The sequence below is a fragment of the Phyllobacterium sophorae genome (assembly GCF_003010965.1).
GTDB classification, from domain to species: domain Bacteria; phylum Pseudomonadota; class Alphaproteobacteria; order Rhizobiales; family Rhizobiaceae; genus Phyllobacterium; species Phyllobacterium sophorae.
The window spans coordinates 154422-175579 of sequence record NZ_PGGM01000016.1 but is presented as its reverse complement, the minus strand read 5'-3'; the positions used below and the strand labels follow the sequence as shown (position 1 = coordinate 175579).

The window sequence follows — 21158 nt, the reverse complement described above, 5'->3', positions numbered from 1 at the left end:
TTGTCATCCAGGGCGAGACCCTGGGTATCCGTTCAGGACGATTGGAAAAGATGGGGGCGATCACACTCTAGCTCGGCCCTTCAGACGGCCTGCACATCCACGATCCATCCCCCATCGCCGGACGAGGGTGGCAGCCCTCTCCGGCGCTTCTTTCTCTCACAAGAAGCGCGGACAGTCATAAGACAAGCAAGTTTCATCTAAATAGAGCCAGTTCTGCCGGGTGAATTTGGCCCAAATCCTTCGGGCTTCGGCGTCGTCCGATGGAAAAACATCGGTCTCGCCAAATCCCTCGACCTTGAACCAAATTCCCTCCTGCAGAACGACCCCATTTAGACAAAACTTGCTCTAGGAGATTTTCTTGCGTGGCGCCTTCGATTTTTCGATCGGCACTGCCGATGCCCGAAAGTCCGCCCAGGGATCGGCCTTGTACGATGCAATCCGGGTCGGTGTGTTCAAGACCGTGAAATAGGCGGGTCCTATACCCGGAGTCAGTTCATCCCATTCAAGTGGCATCGAGACAGCAGCGCCTGGACGTGCTCTCGTCGAATACGGGGCAACGGCTGTAGCGCCACGCTGGTTGCGCAAATAATCGATGAGAATCTTGCCTTGGCGCTTTGATTTGGTGATCGTAGAGACATAGAGGCCAGGACTGTCGGAAGCCATGGAATCGGCGATGGCCTTGGTGAAAGCCTTGACTTCCGGCCAAGTCGCCTTGGGCTTTATCGGCGCCACCACATGCAAGCCCTTGCCGCCGGAGGTCTTGAGATAGGCCTTAAGGCCGGCCTGCTCGATCCGCTGGCGGGTTTCCTGTGCGGCGCCGATCACGTTCGCCCACGGAACTCCGTCGCCGGGATCGAGGTCCATAATGATGATGTCCGGACGCTCCCAATCCTTGACAGTGGAGCCCCACGGATGAATTTCGAGGACGGCGGATTGCACCAGCCCGATCAGGCCGTCCAGATCCTTGATGCTGATCAGCGCCTCGTCATCTTTGTCCTTGGGATCTTTGACCAGAACAATGTTGGGGTTGAGCCCTTTCCATGCGTGCTTCTGGAAGAAAGACTGGCCGGCAATGCCCTCAGGGCTTCGCAGAAGAGCGAGAGGGCGGCCAACAATGAAGGGTGAGATATACGGCCAGACATCGGTATAATAATCGGCCAGACCTTGTTTGGTCACGCCTTGTTCGGGCCAATAGATACGATCGGGATGGGTAAGTTTCACGGTGTGCCCCACTGGTCTTGCTTTAGATTGGGTTTTGGGCAGGGCAGCCGGTCTCGTGGTTTCGCGCACAACCTCCTGTGCAGGCTTGTCCTCACGCAGGCCGCGGAACGCGGCGTGACGTAAATTTCCATCGGCTGTCCAGCTGCGAAATTCGACCTCCGCCACAAGTTGCGGCTTCGTGTAACGCACTTGCCTTGCAGCGTCAGAACCCAAGCGTTCTGCAAACGGGCTTTCCGTCATGCGGATGCGCTCGAGCCTGCGGTAAAGGTCTTCAGCCACAGCGGTGCTGTAGCCTGTGCCGACACGGCCGACATGCTCAAGTTTCTTGCCGTTATAAACGCCCATGACAAGCGAGCCGATAGCCTTGCGGGATGTCGTCGATGGCACGTATCCCGCGATGACAAATTCCTGGTGTTGTGAGCATTTGGATTTGAGCCAGCTCTTGCCGCGGCCAGAACGGTACGGCGCGTTCCGTAGTTTGGAAACAATGCCCTCCAAGCCAAGCCGGCAGGCGTGGTCGCGGATGACTGTACCATCCCCGTCGAAGTGTTCGCTGAAACGGATGGGTCCCACGCGCTCACTAACGAGCTTTTGCAGCAGGGTCTTGCGCTCGATCAGCGGCAATTCCTGCAGATCAAAACCGTCGAGATAGAGAAAGTCGAAGACGTAAAAGACAAACCTGTCGGTCCGGTCCGCACTGAGATCAGCCTGCAGGGCGGAAAAATCCGAAGCACCGGCTGCAGTTTCCACGACAAGTTCACCGTCGATCAGCGCTGTTCCAACCGGCAAATCCTGAAAGGCGGCGACGAGCTGCTTGCCGAACTTTTTGGTCCAGTCGAGACCAGTGCGCGTCAGGAATTTGACACGGCCGGCCTCGATCCGCACCTGCAGGCGATAGCCGTCGAACTTGATCTCGTGGATCCAACGTTCCCCGGAAGGGGGCCGCATTGCCAGTGCCGCCAAATTGGGTTGCACGAATTCCGGAAGCCGCGCCTTCCTCACCCCCTTGATGCCGGCTGGATCGACGGTGCTGGTTTCAATTGGCGCGGCTGGCCCTTTTACAGTTTTCTGCTTCGCTGCGTTCTTGTCGATCTTGCCGGTTTTTGACGACCACCCCGGTTCTTCACCCGCGACATCGGCGATCTCACGGCCAGTCTTTACGGATTTCGGCTCTTCCTCAAGGATGTCGGGGTCGCTTTCCAGGCGAGCGGCTTCATCCTCGCCCTTGATCAGCAGCCAGTTTTCGCGTTTTTCGCGCGGCTTGCCCTGCATGCGCACCAGATGCCACCGCCCGGAGAGCTTCTTGCCGTGAAGTTCGAACTCCAAATGACCCTTCGCATAACCCCTGTCGGGGTCATGGACGGGACTCCAGGTGCCACGATCCCAGATGATGACAGTGCCGCCGCCATATTCACCCTTGGGGATTGTGCCTTCGAAATCGCCGTACTCCAGCGGGTGGTCTTCGACGTGGACGGCCAGCCGTTTCTCACCCGGAACGAGACTTGGACCGCGGGTGACGGCCCAACTTTTCAGAACGCCATCCATCTCCAGCCGGAAATCATAATGCAGCCGCCGTGCATCATGCTTTTGAATAACAAAGCTGTTGCCCGCCTTGCGCGTCTTGCGGCCTCTCGGCTCGGATGTTGTCTTGAAATCACGTTTCTTGCGATAGGTTTCGAGCGCCACCACCGATCAACTCGCCTTCCGCCGTGCTGGCTCCGCCTTTGCTTTCTTCGTAGCGGCCGGTTTCTTTCCAACGCCCGCGCTTTCGCGCAGTGCTTGCATGAGATCGACGACCTTTTCGGTCTTTGCGGGTTTTCTCGCCGGGATCGGCTTACCTTCAAGCTTCGCCTTGACCAGCTCCGCCAGCGCGGCCTCGTAGCGATCCTTGTATTCCGATGGATCGAACGTGCCGTATTTTGTCTCGATGATGTGTTTGGCCAGGTCAAGCATTTCGCCCTTGATCTTCATCTCGGGAATATCGCTGAAAGCGTCTTTGGCGGAGCGCACTGCGTAATCGAAGTTCAGCGTCGTGGCCAGCAGCCCGGAATCTTCGGCGCGAATGAGCAACGTGCGGACGCGCCGGAACAGCACCGTCTGGGCCAGTGCGGCAACCTTCTTGGCTTTCAGGCCGTCGCGGATGAGCGCGAAGGCTTCCTGCCCATGTTTGTCGCTTGGCGTCAGATAGTAGGGTTTGTCGAAATAGATATCGTCCAGTTCATCAACGGGAATGAAGGCTTCGACGGCGAGGGTCTTGTCGCTTTCGGGAACTGCCGCTGCAACTTCCTCCGGCTCCAGAACGATATACTCGTTATTGCCTATTTCGTAGCCCTTGACCTGATCTTCCCGTTCCACCGGCTTGCCGGTGTCGCTATCAATGAATTGACGCTGGACGCGGTGTCCCGTGTCACGGTTGAGCGTGTGAAAAGCTATGCGCTCGGATGTCGACGCGGCTGTGTATAGGGCTACCGGGCAGGTGAGCTCTGCAACTTTCAGATAGCCTTTCCAATTCGCACGTGGCGCCAATACTCAACTCCTTTTGGCTACCGTGGGAATGCCGGAGAATGCAATTGGTTCCGATCGAAGGCATCATACTAGCCAAATCATCTAAACTTGGATAGTGCGTGCCTTTACGTGCGTAGCGCTCCCCGCTCCCCAGCCGAAGATGGCAACCCCAAATCCCAAAAGTACGAACAGAATTGCCGTTGCACTATAACTCCCGGTCAGGCTGTGAATGAGGCCAACCAGAAGCGGCCCGATTGCGGCCAACATGTAGCCGACACATTGCGCCATGCCGGACAGATGTGAGGCTATGTGGGCATCTCCGGATCGCGACACGATGATAGTCATGGCGACTGCGATGAGCCCGCCTTGGCCGATGCCCTGGATAACCGCCCAGAGCCACACCGTCGACAGAGGTGCAAAGAGGAAGCCGAGCAGGCCAATGACCGCCAGCCCGACAAGCGTGACATTGATGAGCCGCTGGTCCTTGCATCGCACAGCGATTGACGGCACCAGAAGACAGGCGAAAACCTGCGCCATAACGGAAACCGAGACGACGGCACCCGCGGTAACCCCGTCCAGTCCACGGTCGCGCAGGATCGGCGACAGCCAGCCAAAGACGCAGTAAGCCAATGCCGATTGCAAGCCCATGAACAGGGTGACTTGCCAAGCGAGGCGATCGCGCCAGAGACCTTCGACCCTGAATCCTGCATGTTTCATGCGGACCTTTCGGAAGAAGGCATGCGGAAACCAGATCATTGCAACGAGAATTGCCGGTAGTGCCCATGCACCGAGCGCCAGTGACCAGGAGCCACCCAGCATGTGCTGCAACGGAAGTGTGAACCCGGCGGCACTGGCCGCTCCGGCACATAGCGCCATGGTATAGAGACCCGTCATCAATCCGGTTCTGCTGGCGAAATCCCGCTTTACGAGACCCGGCAGCAGAACATTGCCGGTGGCGATGCAGGCGCCTGCTATTGCGGTTCCAAGGAAAAGCAAAGGCAGTGATCCGAATCCCCGCAAGGCGGTGCCGAGCGCCAGAAGCAGCAGGACCGCGAGAAGCGTACGTTCGGCGCCGATGCGCTGCGCCAGCCTTGGCGCGAGCGGGGCGAACACCCCGAGACAGACAACCGGGAGGGTAGTCAAAACGCCGGCGCCAAAGGACGACAATCCCGTGTCCTCAATGATCTCCGGCAAAAGTGCGGAAGCGCTCGAAAAAACCGGCCGAAGATTGAAAGCAATGAGAACGAGGCTCAGGCCCGTCACGATCCGTGCGGCACGGCTCGAAAAAATCGGCGGCCGCGGCTGTGGAACGCTGTCGGCTTCCGCATCGATCAGCGGTTCGCCGACGATGTCATTTGCCCGGTGCCCGGGGAGTCTGTGTTGATTCATGATGCCAGGAGCCGATCGAGTTCTATGAGAATGGGCGCCATGAAAGCGCGGGTGGTGGATGCAGCCATGTCAGGATCGCCGGAGGCAATAGCATCGACGATAGAAACGTGTGCCGCCATGTCGGGTTCAGGAAGTTCGCCCGTCACAGTTGCCTTGATGACTTCCTGGATGGAAGCCGAGAAAAATTCGTAAACTTCGACGAACGCGCGGTTGCCGGAGGCGGCGACAACGGCCTTGTGAAAAGCGAGATCCCGTTCGACATAGCGATCGTGGTTTGCGGTGTCGTACTCCCCGCGAGCAGCCAGTAATTGACGAAGCCCGGCGATGATCGCTGGTGTATGACGCAGGGCCGCCAGGCGCGCAGCCTCGACTTCGAGGGCGCACCTCGTCTCAACCTGATCACGAAGCCCGGTACGCCGGATTCTCAGGAGGGTGTCATCAGCATCGATGACTGACCGCACATAGGTCCCAGAACCCTGACGTGTCTCGAGAAAGCCTTGGGCCACCAGAACGCGCACGGCTTCCCTGACTGTTCCGCGGCTGACACCGAGCATTTCGGCAAGCGTTGCCTCATTGGGAATGCGGTCGCCGATCTGCCAGCGATTTGCAGTGATTTCCACGCGGATATTATTGATCGCATTGTCTGCAAGATTGCTGCGTGCGGCGGGCTGCATGATCGCTAAAATCCTAAAGTCATCAGATGACTTGACTAATAAGAATTCACGCGCGTCGTGTCAACTCGTCAGCATATCAGGAGCTCCTGCGACATTGTTCAGTGCTTGCGCGAAAGTTCGCGCGTCGCCGTGTCGATACCCGACAGGGTGAGGGGATACATGCGTTGCGCGAAAATCTCGCGGATCATGGCGGTTGACGCCGTGTAGTCCCAATAGGCTTCCTTGGTGGGATTGAGCCAGGCCGCATTTTTCCACTGATCGAGGACGCGTCTGAGCCAAGTGCCGCCGGCTTCCTCGTTCCAGTGTTCGACGGAACCGCCGGAATGCGAGACTTCATAAGGCGCCATCGCCGCGTCGCCGACGAAGATCACCTTATAGTCAGCGCCATATTTGTGGATGATATCCAGTGTCGGTATGCTCTGGGTGTACCGGCGGCGATTGTCTTTCCACACACTCTCATAGAGGCAGTTGTGGAAGTAGAAATATTCCATGTGCTTGAATTCGGAGCGCACAGCAGAGAACAGTTCTTCGGCAATTTTGATATGCTCGTCCATCGAGCCGCCGACGTCGAAGAACATCAAGAGCTTGACGTGATTGCGCCGCTCGGGCCGGGTCTGGACGTCAAGATAACCGTGTTCGGCCGTAGATCTGATCGTTCCGGACAGGTCGAGCTCGTCCTCTGCGCCCTCGCGCACCCAGCGCCGCAATCGCTTCAGTGCCACCTTGATGTTGCGCGTGCCGAGCTCCACACTGTCATCGAAATTCTTGAATTCACGCTTGTCCCAGACCTTGACGGCGCGGCGATGGCGGCTCTCGTCCTGACCGACGCGCACCCCTTCCGGATTGTAGCCATAGGCACCGAAGGGCGATGTGCCGGCCGTACCGATCCATTTCGATCCGCCCTGGTGACGCCCCTTTTGTTCTTCCAGACGCTGCCGCAGGGTTTCCATCAACTTGTCGAAGCCGCCAAGGGCTTCGATCAGCTTTTTCTCTTCCTCGGTGAGGTGTTTTTCGGCCAGCCGCCGCAGCCACTCCTCGGGAAGATTGGCGACATCGATGCCACCTTCGCCGTGCAGCGCTTCGACACCCTTGAAGACATGACCAAAAACCTGGTCGAAGCGGTCCATGTGCCGCTCATCCTTTACCAGCGCAGATCGGGCCAGATAGTAGAACCCTTCGACATCGTAGGTTACGAGCCCCGCATCCATAGCCTCGAGCAGCGTCAGATACTCCCGCAAGGAGACAGGAATCTTTGCCGCTTTGAGTTCGAGGAAAAAGGGGATGAACATCGCTTCTAGACCAATTTCACATATTTGATGAAAGGTGTGACCTTGGCGATGCGGTCGTACAGCTGGCGTGCCGTGGCGTTATTCTGGTTGGTCGTCCAGTACACCGAGTGTGCACCGGCCTTTTTGGCCTCCGCATAAACAGCCTCGATGAGGGCGCGGCCGATACCTTTGCCTCGTACCTCGGGATCTGCAAAGAGATCCTGCAGATAGCACACATTCTCGATGCTCCAGCAATGACGATGGAACAGGTAATGGGTGAGCCCGACAGGCCTGCCTTCAAACTCGGCGATAAAACCGCGATACTCATGGTCTGCGCCGGAGGTCAATCGGGCGAATGTGGTCTGATAGACTTCTTCCGGGACGGTCGTCTCGTAGAAGGTCAAATAGCCGGTCCACAGACGGCGCCATTCGGCCTCGTCCGACTTCCTTAACGGGCGGATTTCAACGCTCATTTATCCCTGTCTCCTTGCCATGAATGCCAGTCGTTCGAACAGGTGGACGTCCTGCTCGTTCTTCAGAAGCGCCCCATGCAGTTTGGGCAGGGCATTCTTCGGGTCGGCGCGCAGGTCCTCCGGCGCAATATCGTCGGCCACGAGCAGCCGGATCCAGTCCAGCGCCTCTGAGGTTGAGGGCTTCTTCTTCAAGCCAGCAACCTCGCGAATTTCGTAGAACTGGGTGAGGGCGGCGCGAACGAGGTTTTTCTTGATGCCGGGATAATGCACCTCGACGATCCTGGTCAGCGTGTCGACATCGGGGAACTTGATGTAGTGGAAGAAACAGCGGCGCAGGAACGCGTCGGGCAGCTCCTTCTCATTGTTCGAAGTGATGATAACGATCGGCCTGTGCCTGGCACGAATTGTCTCGCCGGTCTCGTAGACAAAGAACTCGTTGCGATCCAGTTCCTGCAGGAGATCATTGGGGAACTCGATGTCGGCCTTGTCGATTTCATCGATGAGGAGCACGACCTTCTGATCGGCGGTGAAGGCATCCCATAGTTTGCCCGGCTTGATGTAGTTCCTGATGTCGTTGAAACGCGTGTCGCCGAGCTGCGAATCCCGCAAGCGGCTGACGGCGTCATATTCATAAAGCCCCTGCTGGGCCTTGGTGGTGGATTTGACGTTCCATTCAATCAGGTCGAGGTCGAGCGCCGAGGCAATCTGGCGCGCAAGTTCGGTCTTGCCGGTCCCAGGTTCGCCCTTGACGAGGAGCGGGCGTTCCAGCGCAATCGCCGCGTTTACGGCCACCATCAAATCCTTGTCGGCCACGTAGGCCGCTGTTCCTTCAAACCGCATCATAGGTCCTTTCACGATGAGGCGAGATTAGGGTTCGAAGAGAATGAGGGCAAGAGTGTGAAATTAGCCGACAACGCCACTGGTGCAATACAAGCATCCGTCCTATATTTGGCTTGGCGCTCTGCGCTTCTCGACAGGAGAGACATATTCCCCGGGGCCTTAATGATCCCTTAGGGAGCTGTCCCTGAGGAGGCCCGTGGGCTTCCTCACACGGCACCCACCTACTTTGTAGGTTCCCGGGATCGACTTCTCCATCGGTTGTGTGGACGCCGCTTTTGTATTCTGTGCTCATCCCGAGCTGGCCTTGCTGTCGGCGCCTCATGAGATTCACTGTGAAGCTTCTCTCTCCCACCAAAGAACTGAAGAAAAACCTGCGGCTCGACGCCTTGGGCCGCCGCGACATGCTTGAGGTTGAATACCGCATTGAAGCATCAATGCGGATCGCCGAGATCGGCCTCGCGTCGTTTGCGCTTGATCGAGGCACAATTGTCTCGGGGTTTTGGCCGATCCGCTCCGAGGTGGATCTGCGGCCGCTGCTCTTCGGGCTGCGCGAGCGCGGTGCTCAGCTTTGCCTGCCGGTGATTATCGACAAGCAGACGATCCTGTTCCGCGAGCTGGTCCGCGGAGCGCCGATGATCGAAACCGGTTTCGGCACGGCGGGACCGCCGGTGGATGCTCCCGTCCTTGAACCCACCTTCATGCTGGTGCCCCTCGCGGCCTTTGATGCGCGCGGCCACCGCATCGGCTATGGTGCGGGCTATTATGACCGGGCAATCGCGCGCCTGCAGGAGATTGGCGTCAATCCGCGGCTCATCGGGGTGGCTTTCGACTGCCAGGAGGTCGAAATCGTACCGGACGAGCCACATGACATGCCGCTGGAGGCCATCCTGACTGAAAGCGGGTTGCGCAGCTTTGGCCGTACCGATAAAGCCAGTTAACAATTACGAGCCTCGCAGAAACGAGAGCTCACTATCAGGATAGGCGCGTGAGATTACTTTTTCTTGGTGACATGGTGGGCCGCTCGGGCCGGACAGCAGTCTATGAGCAATTGCCAGGTCTGATATCCGACCTGAAGCTCGACTTCACGATTGTCAATGGTGAGAATGCAGCAGGTGGTTTCGGTATCACTGAGGAAATCTTTCACGATACAATCAATGCCGGTGCAGATGTGGTCACCACAGGCAATCACGTTTGGGACCAGCGCGAGGCTCTGATCTTTGCCGCACGGGAACAGCGCTTTCTGCGCCCGGCGAATTTTCCGATCGGAACGGCAGGAAAGGGCTCGGGCGTATTCCTTGCCAAGAATGGTGCCCGGGTTCTCGTTTCCAACATCATGGGCCGGGTTTTCATGCACCCGGATTTGCACGACCCTTTCACCATTGCCGAGGAAATACTGGCGGCATGTCCGCTTGGTGAGCAGGCGGACGCTGTTGTCTTCGATTTCCATGCTGAAGCAACCAGTGAGAAGCAATGTTTCGGACATTTTGTCGACGGCCGGGCTAGTTTCGTCGTTGGCACCCATACGCATGTGCCGACGGCGGATGCACAGATCCTGAATGGCGGCACCGCCTACATGTCCGATGCGGGCATGTGCGGAGACTATGATTCCTCTCTCGGCATGGACAAGGAAGAACCGCTCAATCGCTTCCTGTCCAAGGTGCCGAAGGGCCGGTTCGAAGCGGCGAGCGGCAAAGCGACCATCTGCGGTGTCGGTGTCGAGATTTCCGACCGCACCGGGCTCGCCGAAAGGATCGCACCTTTGCGGCTTGGTCCGAGACTTGAAGAAACTATCCCGTACTTCTGGAAATGAATTGACCGAGGGCAGTCGGCACCCTTAAGTCGTGCCATCGGTTTGCACCATCCGGGCCACTAGCAAAGCAGGAACGACCCCCATGGAAGCACTTCTCTCCCATTTTGATTTCATCTTTCAGCCATCCGGCCTGATCGCCCTCGTCACGCTGGTCGTGATGGAAGTCGTGCTTGGCATCGACAACCTCATTTTCATCTCGATTCTCACCAACAAGCTGCCCAAGGAACAACAGGCACGCGCCCGCCGCCTCGGCATCAGCGCTGCGCTCGTCCTGCGGTTGACCCTCTTGTTCACTATTTCAATCATCGTGCAGCTGACCGAACCGTTGTTCGAAGCGTTCGGCCACGGCTTCTCCTGGCGTGACCTGATCCTGATCGCCGGCGGGCTGTTCCTGGTATGGAAGGCAACGAAGGAAATCCATCATACGGTCGATCACGAGGATGCCAAGGACGATGTTATCGGCAAGGCTGTCACACTGACGATGGGCGCGGCGATTACGCAAATTCTCGTGCTGGACCTGGTGTTTTCTGTCGACTCGATCATCACGGCCGTCGGAATGACCGATGAAATCGCCATCATGGTGATTGCGGTCATTACGGCTGTGCTGGTCATGCTGCTCGCGGCTGAACCGTTGTCCAAGTTCATTGCTGCCAATCCGACCATCGTCATGCTTGCTCTGGGCTTCCTCCTGATGATCGGCATGACGCTCATTGCCGATGGCTTCGGCTTCCACGTACCCAAAGGCTATATCTACGCGGCGATGGGTTTCTCGGCTCTTGTCGAAGCGCTCAACATGCTGGCCCGGCGCAGGAAGAAGAAAGCCCAAGCCGCGGAATAATCCAACATTCGTACAAGGACCTCAATTCAATGAACCAAATGACACTCTCCGACGCTTTCGTTCCGCTGAAACTGGCCAACCGATCCCTTGCCTATAAGGCGCTGGCCGTCCTCATCGGAACGGCATTTCTCGCTGTCAGTTCGTGGATAGCCGTGCCGATGGTTCCGGTGCCAGTGACCATGCAAACCTTTGCAGTTACCATGGTTGGAGCGCTCTATGGCTGGCGTCTCGGCGGCCTGACCGTAATCGCCTGGCTCCTCGAGTCTTTTGTGGGATTGCCCGTTCTTTCCAACGGCATGCCGGGCCAGATTGCATTTGCGGGCCCAACAGCTGGATATCTTGTTTCTTTCCCAGTCGTTGCTGCATTTGCTGGTTTTCTGGCTGAACGCGGGTTCACCCGCAACCCGATTTCTGCCTTTGGTGTCATGCTTCTCGGCAATGCACTCTGCCTCGTGCTCGGTGCATTCTGGCTGGCGAACATGATTGGGATCGATAAAGCCTGGGCCTTCGGTGTTGCGCCATTCATCGCTGGCGGCGTGCTCAAGTCGGCGCTGGCGGCGGCAACGATCGAACTGCTTCGCCGTTCGGGAATCATGGTCCGCCTCGCTTGACGGTAAGACTTCGCCCGCACCATCTGCTGTGCATGCTGACCTATGTCGGTAAGGGCTATAACCCGGCCTTTACCGACAACTACGACAAGGTCATTGCGCGGCTGGTGACAGGCGAAGATATTCTGATCCAGGAGGGGCCGGACGAAATCTGCCAGCCTCTCCTGGCAGCGAAGGAAGCGCATTGCTTTCGTGACAGTGTGCTGGAACGAGATGCCAAAGCCGCTCAAGATATCGGACAGTTGCTTGGCCGGCCGCTGCAAGCCGGCGATGTAATCGCACTGCAGGGCGTGATACTCGATCAGTTCCGCAAGGCCTTCCGGAGCGGCTTGACGCGCTCTGGCTGCACTGGGTGCGAATGGTTTGATCTCTGCTCGGCCGTCTCGCAAATGGGATACTCTGGGACCCGCTTGAAGCTTTCCTGAAAACATTGCGACAGCCAAGCACGCTTGTGCGCTGGACGGGCGGCCGGTTTTTACCTATAAGGGCGCCATTCCAGAAGCATGTTTCCGCCAGGAGCTGCCCGCAGCCAAATCTTGCTGGGCCCCGGACGTGAACATCAGCAACCGTAATAAGCACGCAGGGGTGCCATGGCAGGCCATTCACAGTTCAAGAACATCATGCACCGCAAAGGGCGCCAGGACGCCGTGCGGTCGAAAATCTTTTCCAAGCTGGGGCGCGAAATTACGGTCGCGGCCAAGCAGGGTCTGCCGGACCCGGCGATGAACCCGCGCTTGCGGCTGGCCGTGCAGAATGCCAGGGCGCAGTCAATGCCAAAGGACAATATCGAGCGCGCCATCAAGAAGGCCGCCGGTGGCGATGCCGACAATTACGAAGAAGTGCGCTACGAGGGTTATGGCCTAGGCGGCGTCGCCGTTATCGTCGAGGCTTTGACTGATAACCGTAATCGCACGGCTTCCAATGTGCGTGCTGCCTTTACCAAGGCCGGCGGTGCAATGGGCGAAACCGGGTCGGTTGGCTTCATGTTCAACCGCGTCGGTGAAATAGCCTACAAGCTGGACGCAGGCAGCGCCGACAAGGTCATGGAAGCTGCGATCGAGGCCGGTGCCGAAGACGTTGCGAGCGATGAAGATGGCCACGTGATTCTTTGCGCCTTTGAAGACATCGGCGAGGTGTCGAAAGCGCTGGAAGGCGCACTTGGCGAAGCAGAGTCGATCAAGGCAATCTGGAAGCCACAGACAACTGCGCCTGTCGATGAGGAAAAGGCGCAATCGGTGCTTCGACTGATCGCGACGCTAGACGACGATGACGACGTCCAGAATGTCTATGCGAATTTCGAAGTAAGCGACGAAGTTCTGGCCAAGCTCAGCGCGGCCTGATCCCTGCACCTCTTGTGAGTTCAAATCCCGCCGGTGGAAAGACCGGCGGGATTTTGTTTTGGATATTCAGTTAACGGGGCCGTCGCCACCCAGGGTTTCCATATCCGGTTCGGCAGGCATCACACCCGTGGCGCGATTAATCAGAATGGTGATCACCCAGAGTACGACGCCGATTCCAATCAAAATTCCGGCAATCCTGTATTGCACAGGATCGCGCCCGGTCCAGGGGCCGGCAAAGAAAGCGCAGGAGATTGCGCCCAAAACCGGCAGGAAAGTCGGTGTGCGAAAATGCGCGTGATCCACGTTTTCGCGCCTTAGCACCAGAACGGCAATATTGACGACGGTGAAGACGAACAGCAACAACAGCGCTGTCGTCCCGCCAAGCGCCGGAACTTCGCCAACGAACATGATCAGCGCAAATGCCAGGAGGGTGGTGAACGCGATCGCCAGATAAGGGGTGCGGCGCGTCGGATGTACCTTGCCGAATAAAGGTGGAAGCACGTGTTCCCGGCTCATGCCATAGACCAGACGGCTCGCCATCAACATGTTGATCAAAGCGCTGTTTGCGACGGCGAACATGGTGATGAAGCCGAAAATCCAAAGCGGGAAATTAGGTGCACCCGCCTGAACCACCTTGAGCAAAGGTGTTTCGCCTTGGCCAAGATCTGCCGGTGCAACGAGGGTGATCGCTGAGATGGACACCAGTACATAGATAGCGCCGGTGATGAAAAGGCCCGCCAGGAGAACCCTTGGAAAGATCCCCGAGGGATTTTTGCACTCTTCGGCCATGTTGACCGAATCTTCGAACCCGACCATTGCGAAGAATGCAAGGGTGGTCGCTGCCATGACCGACCAGAAAACGCTGGAATCAGGTGATGTAGCAAATTGCGTGACGCGTGATACATCGCCTTGGCCGCCTGCAATCGCCCAGAGCCCGATGAAGATAATGATCAGCAGACCGGTGAGCTCCACCATCGTGAGAACCACATTGGCTTTCACGCTCTCGCCGACGCCGCGGAAATTTACGGCAGCGACGACCGCCATGAACGCCAAGGCAACGAGCGAGATGCCGATTCCGGTTTCCAGATTGAGCTGGAAGGCGCCGGAAAGATTGGCTGCGAAAGCCCGGGACGCCGTCGATGCGGACGTGATGCCCGAACACATGACAGTGAATGCGACAATGAAGGTGATGAAATGGATGCCGAATGCCTTGTGCGTATAAAGCGCAGCGCCTGCCGCCTTCGGATATTTCGTTACCAGTTCGAGATAGCTGAAGGCGGTGACGACAGCGACGACGAACGCCACGAGAAAAGGCAACCAGACAACGCCGCCGACCTGTTTTGCCACCTGTCCGGTGAGTGCATAAATTCCTGTGCCGAGAATGTCACCGACAATGAAGAGAAGCAGAAGCCAGGGGCCCATGACCCTGTGAAGACTTGGCTCTATGGCTGTTCCCGAAGCCGCGTTGCTACCTGTAGTCATGTCGGTCATCGGGTTTTCCCTTCCCTTGAATGCAGATAAGCTTGGGGAAAAGCTATTGGCGAATCAGCAACTTGTCAAACAACTTGGCAAACAGCAGCCCAACGACTGCGCGTTGCAATCAAGTTGCGGCCTATTCTGACCTTGTTCGATCGGAACTACTTCATGGAGAAAGGATGCTGCCTGGTGAGTGCAGCTCAAACGAAGTGGTACCTGACCCAAAGATCAGGAACGCATCGACAGCAGCTCGACTGCCGCGGCCAGCCCAGCGGTTGGACTGCTGAGCGGCTTGGGCCCGTTTGCCACCAGGTCCGCTGCGCCGGCCATGGACGCCTGAGCGAGAGCAACGATGGTTGCGCCATCGTCATAGGCGGCTTCAGCGGCTTCTGCAATTGCAGCCAGATACCCGGCGCGGTCGCCGGTCTTGAACAGTTCCCATGCGCCCGGGACAAGGCGGATTTCGACCTGCGCGCCGGTTGACTGTGCAGCTTCCGTGAACAGCCGTGTTGTCGGCGCGCGCGTCGTTTCGACGGCGCAGATAGCGACAACGAGGCCGCCAGATTTTACCGCTTTTTTTGCCAGCGCGGCGTCTACCCTCAGGACCGGAACTTCGATTGCGTTTTCGACTTCTGCGATTGCGGGGCCCAGCGTTGAGCATGCCAGAACGACCGCATCGGCATTTCGGGCGAGCTCCAGCAGAGCAGCCCCGGTCTCCCTGGCGATTTCCTGTGTGAGGCCACCTGCTTTCTCGGCGGCAGCGAGGAGATCGGCACGGACCTCATGATGAAGTGCGCCTTGAGGCAGTCCAATTTCACTGGCCGCCTTCTGGAAAATGCTGATGTTGCTTTCGGCGGTGTGCAGCAGGGCTATTTTCATCATGCAATACCCATTTCAAAACTGCCTCGAAACAAAAAACGGCCCCGAATGAACGGAGCCGTTTTCAAATCCAGTTTGCCAGACGGTCTTATATACCGAGATTGGCGAAACGGCTCTTGAACTTCGATACGCGGCCGCCACGATCGGTAAGCTGCTGCGAACCGCCGGTCCATGCCGGATGCGTGGACGGATCGATATCGAGGTTCATCGTATCGCCTTCCTTGCCCCAGGTGGAGCGGGTCAGATATTCGGTGCCATCGGTCATGACGACCTTGATGGTGTGGTAATCGGGATGAATCTTGGCTTTCATCTGTATTGTCCTAAACTAGAGGGCACAAAACCAGAGCCACTGACGATGTGGGATGCCGGTCGGGAGCCGATTGGTAGAGATGAAGCCAAACGTCACAGGGGCGTGGGCTTCCAAAACTGTTGGCGAGCCTATACATCAGCCTTTAAGCAATAACAAGGCCGTCTGGCCGCAAAGTCGCAAAGCGATGTGAGGAAGACAGATAGAATGGCCGATATGGCTAGATCTCGCTCCGAAGAGATGGAAAGGAAGCGTCGCTCATTGAAGCCGCTACGGCGCATCTTCCCTTATATGTCCCGCTACAAGGGCATGATGGCCGGCGCCATCGTCTCGCTGATCCTCGCAGCTGGAACGACATTGACGCTTCCTTTGGCCGTTCGCCGTATGATCGATCACGGATTCACCGGCGCCAATGGGGCGTTCATCAACAACTACTTCGGCATGCTGGTCCTGCTTGCTGCCCTTCTCGCCATCGCTTCGGCAGGACGCTACTATTTCGTGATCACGCTGGGCGAGCGGATAGTTTCCGACCTGCGCCACGATGTGTTTGCACATCTGACGAAGCTTTCACCAGGGTTTTTTGACAGCACGCAATCCGGCGAGATCGTCTCGAGGCTGACCGCGGATACGACGCAGATCAAATCTGCAGTCGGCGCAACTGCCTCCGTTGCCCTGCGCAATCTCATTCTCGCCTTTGGCGCTATCGTGATGATGATCATCACCAGCCCCAAACTGTCCGGCCTGGTGATCGCCGCCATTCCATTGATCATCATCCCCTTGGTTGCTTTCGGCAGATCGGTGCGGCGCCGCTCGCGTGCGGCCCAGGACACGCTGGCGGACGCCACGGCCTATGCAAGCGAGTCGATCGTCTCCGTGCGAACGCTGCAGGCCTTTACCAACGAGAAACTGGCAACCCTGCGGTTTGGTGCCTCGGTGGAAGACGCCTTTCTTGCTGCGCGATCCTCCGTAAAGGCCAGGGCGATCCTTACTGCCTTTGCGATCTTCATGATTTTTTCCAGTGTCGTCGCCGTGCTTTGGTTCGGCTCGCGCGATGTTCTCTCCGGTGCAATCACGCCGGGAACGCTTGGACAGTTCCTGCTCTATTCCGTGTTTGCCGCAGGAGCGCTCGGTGCCCTGTCGGAGGTCTGGGGTGAGCTGAGCCAGGCCTCGGGTGCTGCGGAGCGACTGATGGAAATACTCGCCGAAGAGCCTGCGATCGCAGCGCCCCCCAATCCAGTCGCGATGCCTCAACCGCCGGTTGGCTCGGTCACTTTCGACGAGGTTCGGTTCAATTATCCGACGCGCCCCGATGCACCCGCCCTGAAGGGTCTAGATTTTACGATTCAACCGGGAGAGACCGTTGCAATCGTCGGTCCATCAGGCGCCGGCAAGAGCACCGTGTTTTCACTGCTGCTGCGCTATTACGATCCGGTTTCCGGCAGCATCCGCGTCGATGGTGTCGATTTGCGAGAGGCGGATCCCTCCGATCTGCGGTCACGCATCGCCATTGTCCCGCAGGATACGACGATTTTTGCCACCACGGCACGTGATAATATCGGCTTTGGCCGGCCGGGCGCCGGCCATGATGAGATCGAAGCTGCCGCCAAGGCCGCGCTCGCGCATGATTTTATCGTGGCGCTCGATCATGGCTATGACACGCAGGTCGGCGAGCGTGGTGTCACATTGTCTGGCGGCCAGCGCCAGCGTATCGCCATTGCCCGTGCCATCTTGCGCGACGCGCCTATTCTCCTGCTTGACGAAGCAACCTCTGCACTCGATGCAGAAAGTGAAATGCTGGTGCAGAAGGCGCTCGACCATCTGATGCAGGGCCGGACAACGCTGGTGATTGCGCACCGTCTTGCGACCGTGCTCAGGGCCGATCGCATTCTCGTCATGGAAGATGGCCGCATCGTCGAGGAAGGCACGCATCAGACACTGGTCAAAAAGGACGGAATCTATGCCAGCCTTGCCAAACTGCAGTTTGAGGCGGGCGCTGACGCGTTCAAGGGCGCTGCTGAGTAACTGTTGGTCACAAATCTGGCCATTGCCAATCCAGCACTCCAATGCTTTGGTTCGATCCATAGCAACGGGGAAGGCGGGATGTTTGCAAATCTTCTGACAGCGCTGGTGGCGCTTCTGCACGTCTATTTCATGTTTCTGGAAATGGTCGCGTGGGACAAGCCGCTAGGTTTGAAAACGTTCAGGCTGACGCAGGAGTTCGCGTCGGCCTCCAAGGCGCTTGCCATGAACCAGGGGCTCTATAATGGTTTTCTGGTTGCCGGGCTGGTCTGGGGCCTGTGGCTTGGCGATGCTGGCTTCGCAATCAAGACGTTTTTTCTGGGCTGCGTGATTGTCGCAGGCATCTTCGGTGCGCTGACTGTGAGCCGGAAAATTCTCTTCGTGCAAGCTGTGCCAGCGTTGCTGGCTCTCGGCGCTTTGTTGTACGGCTGATCCCTCAGCGTTCCGTCAATTTCAATTCGATACGGCGGTTGCGAGCACGAACTTCCGGTGTATCGCCGGGCTCAAGCGGCTGGAATTCGCCGAAACCTGCCGCTACGAGCCGGTTGGCCGGAACCCCGTTGGCGATCAGAAATTTGACCACGGAAATCGCACGTGCTGATGACAGCTCCCAATTGTCCTTGAACTGACCGGTTCCGGACAGTGCAATGTTGTCGGTATGCCCATCGACACGCAGAACCCAATTGATGTCTTCGGGAATTTCTTTTTGCAAATCGATCAAGGCGACTGCAAGCTTCTTCATTTCCTCAGAACCGGCCGGATTAAGGATCGCTGTGCCTGAGGGAAACAGCACTTCCGACTGGAAAACAAAGCGGTCGCCGACAATACGGATATTTTCGCGGTCGGATAGGATTTCGCGCAACCGGCCAAAAAAGTCGGAACGGTAGCGATTGAGCTCCTGAACGCGCTGCGCCAGCGCCACGTTCAACCGTTTTCCGAGATCGGCAATTTTGGCATTCGATTCCTTGTCACGCGATTCAGAAGCGTTGAGGGCGTCTTCGAGAGCGCCGATCTGCTTGCGCAGTGCCATGATCTGCTGGTTAAGAATTTCGACCTGCGACAGGGCCCGCGCGCTGATCTGCTTTTCGCTTTCAAGACCGCTGGAAAGTTCGTTGATCTTGCCCTCTGCCGCAGCACCCGCACCTGCTCCTTGCGAAAGCAGCGACTGGAGGCGTGATTGCTCGTTTTGGGCATTGGTGAGAGATGCCTGAAGATTGGCGATCGTGTCTTCCAGATCCTGCTTGTTACCTTGTTCCAAGGATAGGAGCTGGGTGAGTTCGTTGATCTGAGCGTTGAGGCGATTGAGAACGGCATCCTTGCCGGTGATTTCCTGGCTCAAAAGAAACTGGGCCAGAACGAATACCGACAGCAGGAACATGATCGACAGCAACAGGGTGGAAAGCGCGTCGACGAAACCGGGCCAGTAATCGACGTGGCGTAGAGCTTTGCGATTACGGATGAGAGCCATGCTAATCTACCTTGTTACGAGAAATGGCATCCCCGAGTTTGGCCAATGTCTGTCGTATGGATTTTTGTTCATCCGCCTGCTTTTCCACCCAATCGCGCATCATCTGCTGCTCGGATCGCATGTTTTTCACAAGCCCCTGAATGCCTTCGGCCAGGCTTGCCAGGGCGGCCGTGGTGCGCTGGCTTGAGCCGCCGGTTTCCTGAATGTTCTGCAGACGCTCCGACAGCGCGCGGAGCTCATCGGAGGTGCCGGTGCTTGCTGCATCGAACGCGTGCAGGTCGGAGCCGAGATCGGTGACACTGGAAAGCCAGTTTTCAAGTTCGGTGTAGAAACGGTTCTGCGCCCGGCCGGCCTGCAGATCAAGAAAGCCGAGAATGAGCGAGCCGGAGAGACCGAAGAGTGAGGACGAAAATGCGGTGCCCATGCCGCGAAGCGGTGATTGAAGACCGGCTTTCAGCGAGTCAAGAACGCTATTGGCATCGCCGGCCCGTGGATCGAGCGATTGGATCGTCTGGCCGATGGAGCCGATGGTTTCCAAAAGACCCCAGAATGTCCCGAGAAGACCGAGAAACACCAGAAGGCCGATCAAATAGCGGGAGATGTCGCGCGTTTCATCAAGGCGCGAGGCGATGGAGTCGAGCATCGACCGCATTGCACTGGTCGAGAGAGCCATTGATTGGCGGCGACCTATCAGGGCGCGCATTGGCGCAAGCATTACTGGCTTGGCATTCGGGTCATTGTTGCCTTGGCGGAAGGAATTGACCCAGCGTACCTCCGGGAACAACCGGATGACCTGGCCGAAGCCAAGTAATATACCGACAACGAGGACCCCGATGATCAGACTGTTGAGGCCGGGATTGGTGGCGAAGAAGACCGAGATCTGACGAAAGAGAATCGCAGCGAGGAAAGCGACGATTGCCAGAAAGATCGCCATGGATAAGAGGACGAATCGAGGGCTGGAGAGCCGGTAAGGATCATATTCGTCGCCGTCCATACCCTGGCGGGTCGAACTGAAATCAGCCATTGCATCGTCTCCGCATCGCCCAAATCGATTTGTGCGACCCTAACCGAATTTGCGGTGAAAATGGAAGGTACAATGACGCAACAGCTGAATTTGTTCTTTCTGAACAAGAATTGTGGTCAGACGAAACAGAATCCCTCCGGCAGAACGGCTCTATAGACAAACTTGCTCTAGATGGGCTTCTTGAGTGTCTTCAGAAGGGCACGCTGGATGGCTTCATTACCGGCGACGATGGATTTACTTTCGATGACATCCTGTCCGCCGTCGAAGTCGGTCACGAAGCCGCCAGCCTCACGGACCATGATGATACCGGCGCCGATATCCCAGGGGGAAAGACCATTCTCCCAGAAACCGTCCAGGCGGCCGGCCGCTACATAGGCAAGGTCCAGCGCAGCTGCACCCATGCGACGGACACCGGACACCTCACCCATGACATTGCGCAGTTCGACAAGGTAATTGCCATGGTGCCCGCGACCAAGATGGGGAACCCCGGTGCCAATTACCGCATCCACCAGTTTGGCACGGCCGGCAACGCGCAGCCGGCGATCGTTGAGAAACGCGCCGCCGCCCCGTTCAGCTGTATAGAGCTCGTCCATCGCCGGATTGAAGATCACGCCGGCTACGATCTGGCCCTGGCGCTCGAGTGCAATAGAGACGCCAAAAATCGGAATGCCATGCAGGAAATTGGTGGTTCCATCGAGCGGATCCACCAGCCAGCGATGCTGGGCGTCGCTGCCTTCAACCGCTCCGGATTCTTCCATCAGGAAACTATAGTCGGGGCGGGCACGGCGCAATTCCGTATAGATAATCTCTTCGGCCTTCTTGTCGGCCTGACTGACGTAATCACCCGGTCCTTTGAGTGAGACCTGCAGATTTTGCACTTCGCCAAAATCGCGCGCCAGGGACCGGCCCGCCTTCATGGCAGCCTGAACCATTACATTGAGTAGAGCTGAACGCGCCATTTCGAATTATTTCTCCATCAGATCAAAATCAACAGGCGCCGGGTCGACCGGCGCCAGACG

At 57.5% G+C, this 21158-nt stretch carries 21 protein-coding genes and 1 other RNA gene; 9 read left to right on the top strand and 13 right to left on the bottom strand.

Going from position 1 to position 21158, the window contains the following annotated elements:
• Window positions 1-345: 345 nt before the first annotated feature.
• The 7 genes from ligD to CU103_RS26560 form a co-directional block, all read right to left on the bottom strand.
• Complete coding sequence (gene ligD, locus CU103_RS26590) at window positions 346-2907, bottom strand: DNA ligase D (RefSeq protein WP_106667039.1); 2562 nt, start codon at window positions 2905-2907, stop codon at window positions 346-348.
• 6 nt (window positions 2908-2913) lie between these two features.
• Window positions 2914-3747 carry a non-homologous end joining protein Ku gene (gene ku, locus CU103_RS26585; protein ID WP_106667038.1) on the bottom strand — a complete coding sequence of 278 codons (834 nt, stop codon included), beginning with the start codon at window positions 3745-3747 and terminating at the stop codon, window positions 2914-2916.
• Window positions 3748-3828: 81 nt separating this feature from the next.
• Entirely contained in the window at window positions 3829-5115 is a 1287-nt protein-coding gene (locus tag CU103_RS26580) for a CynX/NimT family MFS transporter (RefSeq protein WP_106667037.1), read from the bottom strand.
• Window positions 5112-5789 (bottom strand): FadR/GntR family transcriptional regulator, encoded by a 678-nt coding sequence (locus tag CU103_RS26575; RefSeq protein WP_106667036.1) that lies wholly within the window; start codon window positions 5787-5789, stop codon window positions 5112-5114. Before CU103_RS26575 ends, CU103_RS26580 begins: the two co-directional genes overlap by 4 nt.
• A gap of 98 nt (window positions 5790-5887) precedes the next feature.
• Entirely contained in the window at window positions 5888-7078 is a 1191-nt protein-coding gene (locus CU103_RS26570; protein WP_106667035.1) for a vWA domain-containing protein, read from the bottom strand.
• Between the two features lie 5 nt (window positions 7079-7083).
• Complete coding sequence (locus tag CU103_RS26565) at window positions 7084-7530, bottom strand: GNAT family N-acetyltransferase (protein ID WP_106667034.1); 447 nt, start codon at window positions 7528-7530, stop codon at window positions 7084-7086.
• Complete coding sequence (locus tag CU103_RS26560; RefSeq protein ID WP_106667055.1) at window positions 7531-8370, bottom strand: AAA family ATPase; 840 nt, start codon at window positions 8368-8370, stop codon at window positions 7531-7533. It lies immediately after the preceding gene.
• A 115-nt stretch (window positions 8371-8485) separates the two neighbouring features.
• Here CU103_RS26560 and ssrS point away from each other — a divergent pair.
• The 7 genes from ssrS to CU103_RS26525 all read left to right on the top strand — a co-directional run bounded on the left by ssrS (window position 8486) and on the right by CU103_RS26525 (window position 12966).
• Window positions 8486-8642: non-coding RNA, 6S RNA (gene ssrS / locus CU103_RS26555), on the top strand.
• 60 nt (window positions 8643-8702) lie between these two features.
• Window positions 8703-9308, top strand: a complete 606-nt coding sequence (locus CU103_RS26550) for a 5-formyltetrahydrofolate cyclo-ligase (protein ID WP_245449008.1) — start codon at window positions 8703-8705, stop codon at window positions 9306-9308.
• Window positions 9309-9355: 47 nt separating this feature from the next.
• On the top strand, window positions 9356-10180 hold the full coding sequence (locus tag CU103_RS26545) for a TIGR00282 family metallophosphoesterase (RefSeq protein ID WP_106667032.1): 825 nt from the start codon (window positions 9356-9358) through the stop codon (window positions 10178-10180).
• An 82-nt stretch (window positions 10181-10262) separates the two neighbouring features.
• The gene (locus tag CU103_RS26540) at window positions 10263-11018 is read left to right on the top strand and encodes a TerC family protein (protein ID WP_106667031.1); all 756 of its coding nucleotides are present in this window, start codon (window positions 10263-10265) and stop codon (window positions 11016-11018) included.
• A 29-nt stretch (window positions 11019-11047) separates the two neighbouring features.
• A complete protein-coding gene (locus CU103_RS26535) occupies window positions 11048-11629 on the top strand; it encodes a biotin transporter BioY (protein ID WP_106667030.1) in 582 nt (193 codons plus the stop codon).
• Complete coding sequence (locus tag CU103_RS26530; RefSeq protein ID WP_106667029.1) at window positions 11626-12051, top strand: DUF1284 domain-containing protein; 426 nt, start codon at window positions 11626-11628, stop codon at window positions 12049-12051. Before CU103_RS26535 ends, CU103_RS26530 begins: the two co-directional genes overlap by 4 nt.
• A gap of 165 nt (window positions 12052-12216) precedes the next feature.
• Window positions 12217-12966, top strand: a complete 750-nt coding sequence (locus CU103_RS26525) for a YebC/PmpR family DNA-binding transcriptional regulator (protein ID WP_106667028.1) — start codon at window positions 12217-12219, stop codon at window positions 12964-12966.
• A gap of 66 nt (window positions 12967-13032) precedes the next feature.
• Here CU103_RS26525 and CU103_RS26520 read toward each other — a convergent pair whose 3' ends face one another.
• From CU103_RS26520 to rpmE, 3 genes are all read right to left on the bottom strand, one after another.
• Window positions 13033-14457, bottom strand: a complete 1425-nt coding sequence (locus tag CU103_RS26520; protein ID WP_106667027.1) for an APC family permease — start codon at window positions 14455-14457, stop codon at window positions 13033-13035.
• 213 nt (window positions 14458-14670) lie between these two features.
• Window positions 14671-15324, bottom strand: coding sequence for an aspartate/glutamate racemase family protein (locus CU103_RS26515; RefSeq protein WP_245449007.1), 654 nt, complete (start codon window positions 15322-15324; stop codon window positions 14671-14673).
• An 85-nt stretch (window positions 15325-15409) separates the two neighbouring features.
• Window positions 15410-15631 (bottom strand): 50S ribosomal protein L31, encoded by a 222-nt coding sequence (rpmE, locus tag CU103_RS26510; RefSeq protein WP_106667026.1) that lies wholly within the window; start codon window positions 15629-15631, stop codon window positions 15410-15412.
• A 204-nt stretch (window positions 15632-15835) separates the two neighbouring features.
• On the opposite strand from rpmE, the gene CU103_RS26505 reads away from it, so the two are divergent.
• Both CU103_RS26505 and CU103_RS26500 read left to right on the top strand, forming a co-directional pair.
• A complete protein-coding gene (locus CU103_RS26505; protein WP_106667025.1) occupies window positions 15836-17650 on the top strand; it encodes an ABC transporter transmembrane domain-containing protein in 1815 nt (604 codons plus the stop codon).
• A gap of 78 nt (window positions 17651-17728) precedes the next feature.
• Complete coding sequence (locus CU103_RS26500) at window positions 17729-18079, top strand: DUF1304 domain-containing protein (RefSeq protein ID WP_106667053.1); 351 nt, start codon at window positions 17729-17731, stop codon at window positions 18077-18079.
• Between the two features lie 4 nt (window positions 18080-18083).
• Here CU103_RS26500 and CU103_RS26495 read toward each other — a convergent pair whose 3' ends face one another.
• The 3 genes from CU103_RS26495 to CU103_RS26485 all read right to left on the bottom strand — a co-directional run bounded on the left by CU103_RS26495 (window position 18084) and on the right by CU103_RS26485 (window position 21098).
• Complete coding sequence (locus CU103_RS26495) at window positions 18084-19115, bottom strand: peptidoglycan -binding protein (RefSeq protein WP_106667024.1); 1032 nt, start codon at window positions 19113-19115, stop codon at window positions 18084-18086.
• Between the two features lies 1 nt (window position 19116).
• Window positions 19117-20139 carry a MotA/TolQ/ExbB proton channel family protein gene (locus CU103_RS26490; RefSeq protein ID WP_106667023.1) on the bottom strand — a complete coding sequence of 341 codons (1023 nt, stop codon included), beginning with the start codon at window positions 20137-20139 and terminating at the stop codon, window positions 19117-19119.
• A 167-nt stretch (window positions 20140-20306) separates the two neighbouring features.
• The gene (locus CU103_RS26485) at window positions 20307-21098 is read right to left on the bottom strand and encodes an inositol monophosphatase family protein (RefSeq protein ID WP_106667022.1); all 792 of its coding nucleotides are present in this window, start codon (window positions 21096-21098) and stop codon (window positions 20307-20309) included.
• Window positions 21099-21158 lie beyond the last annotated feature (60 nt).

Coding starts and splice junctions, on each gene's coding strand:
- CU103_RS26500 (WP_106667053.1), top strand. CDS start 17,729: ATGTTTGCAAATCTTCTGACAGCGCTGGTGGCGCTTCTGCACGTCTAT.
- CU103_RS26525 (WP_106667028.1), top strand. CDS start 12,217: ATGGCAGGCCATTCACAGTTCAAGAACATCATGCACCGCAAAGGGCGC.
- CU103_RS26490 (WP_106667023.1), bottom strand. CDS start 20,139: ATGGCTGATTTCAGTTCGACCCGCCAGGGTATGGACGGCGACGAATAT.
- CU103_RS26560 (WP_106667055.1), bottom strand. CDS start 8,370: ATGCGGTTTGAAGGAACAGCGGCCTACGTGGCCGACAAGGATTTGATG.
- CU103_RS26505 (WP_106667025.1), top strand. CDS start 15,836: ATGGCCGATATGGCTAGATCTCGCTCCGAAGAGATGGAAAGGAAGCGT.
- CU103_RS26535 (WP_106667030.1), top strand. CDS start 11,048: ATGAACCAAATGACACTCTCCGACGCTTTCGTTCCGCTGAAACTGGCC.
- CU103_RS26575 (WP_106667036.1), bottom strand. CDS start 5,789: ATGCAGCCCGCCGCACGCAGCAATCTTGCAGACAATGCGATCAATAAT.
- rpmE (WP_106667026.1), bottom strand. CDS start 15,631: ATGAAAGCCAAGATTCATCCCGATTACCACACCATCAAGGTCGTCATG.
- CU103_RS26540 (WP_106667031.1), top strand. CDS start 10,263: ATGGAAGCACTTCTCTCCCATTTTGATTTCATCTTTCAGCCATCCGGC.
- CU103_RS26565 (WP_106667034.1), bottom strand. CDS start 7,530: ATGAGCGTTGAAATCCGCCCGTTAAGGAAGTCGGACGAGGCCGAATGG.
- CU103_RS26580 (WP_106667037.1), bottom strand. CDS start 5,115: ATGAATCAACACAGACTCCCCGGGCACCGGGCAAATGACATCGTCGGC.
- CU103_RS26515 (WP_245449007.1), bottom strand. CDS start 15,324: ATGATGAAAATAGCCCTGCTGCACACCGCCGAAAGCAACATCAGCATT.
- CU103_RS26495 (WP_106667024.1), bottom strand. CDS start 19,115: ATGGCTCTCATCCGTAATCGCAAAGCTCTACGCCACGTCGATTACTGG.
- CU103_RS26570 (WP_106667035.1), bottom strand. CDS start 7,078: ATGTTCATCCCCTTTTTCCTCGAACTCAAAGCGGCAAAGATTCCTGTC.
- CU103_RS26520 (WP_106667027.1), bottom strand. CDS start 14,457: ATGACCGACATGACTACAGGTAGCAACGCGGCTTCGGGAACAGCCATA.
- CU103_RS26485 (WP_106667022.1), bottom strand. CDS start 21,098: ATGGCGCGTTCAGCTCTACTCAATGTAATGGTTCAGGCTGCCATGAAG.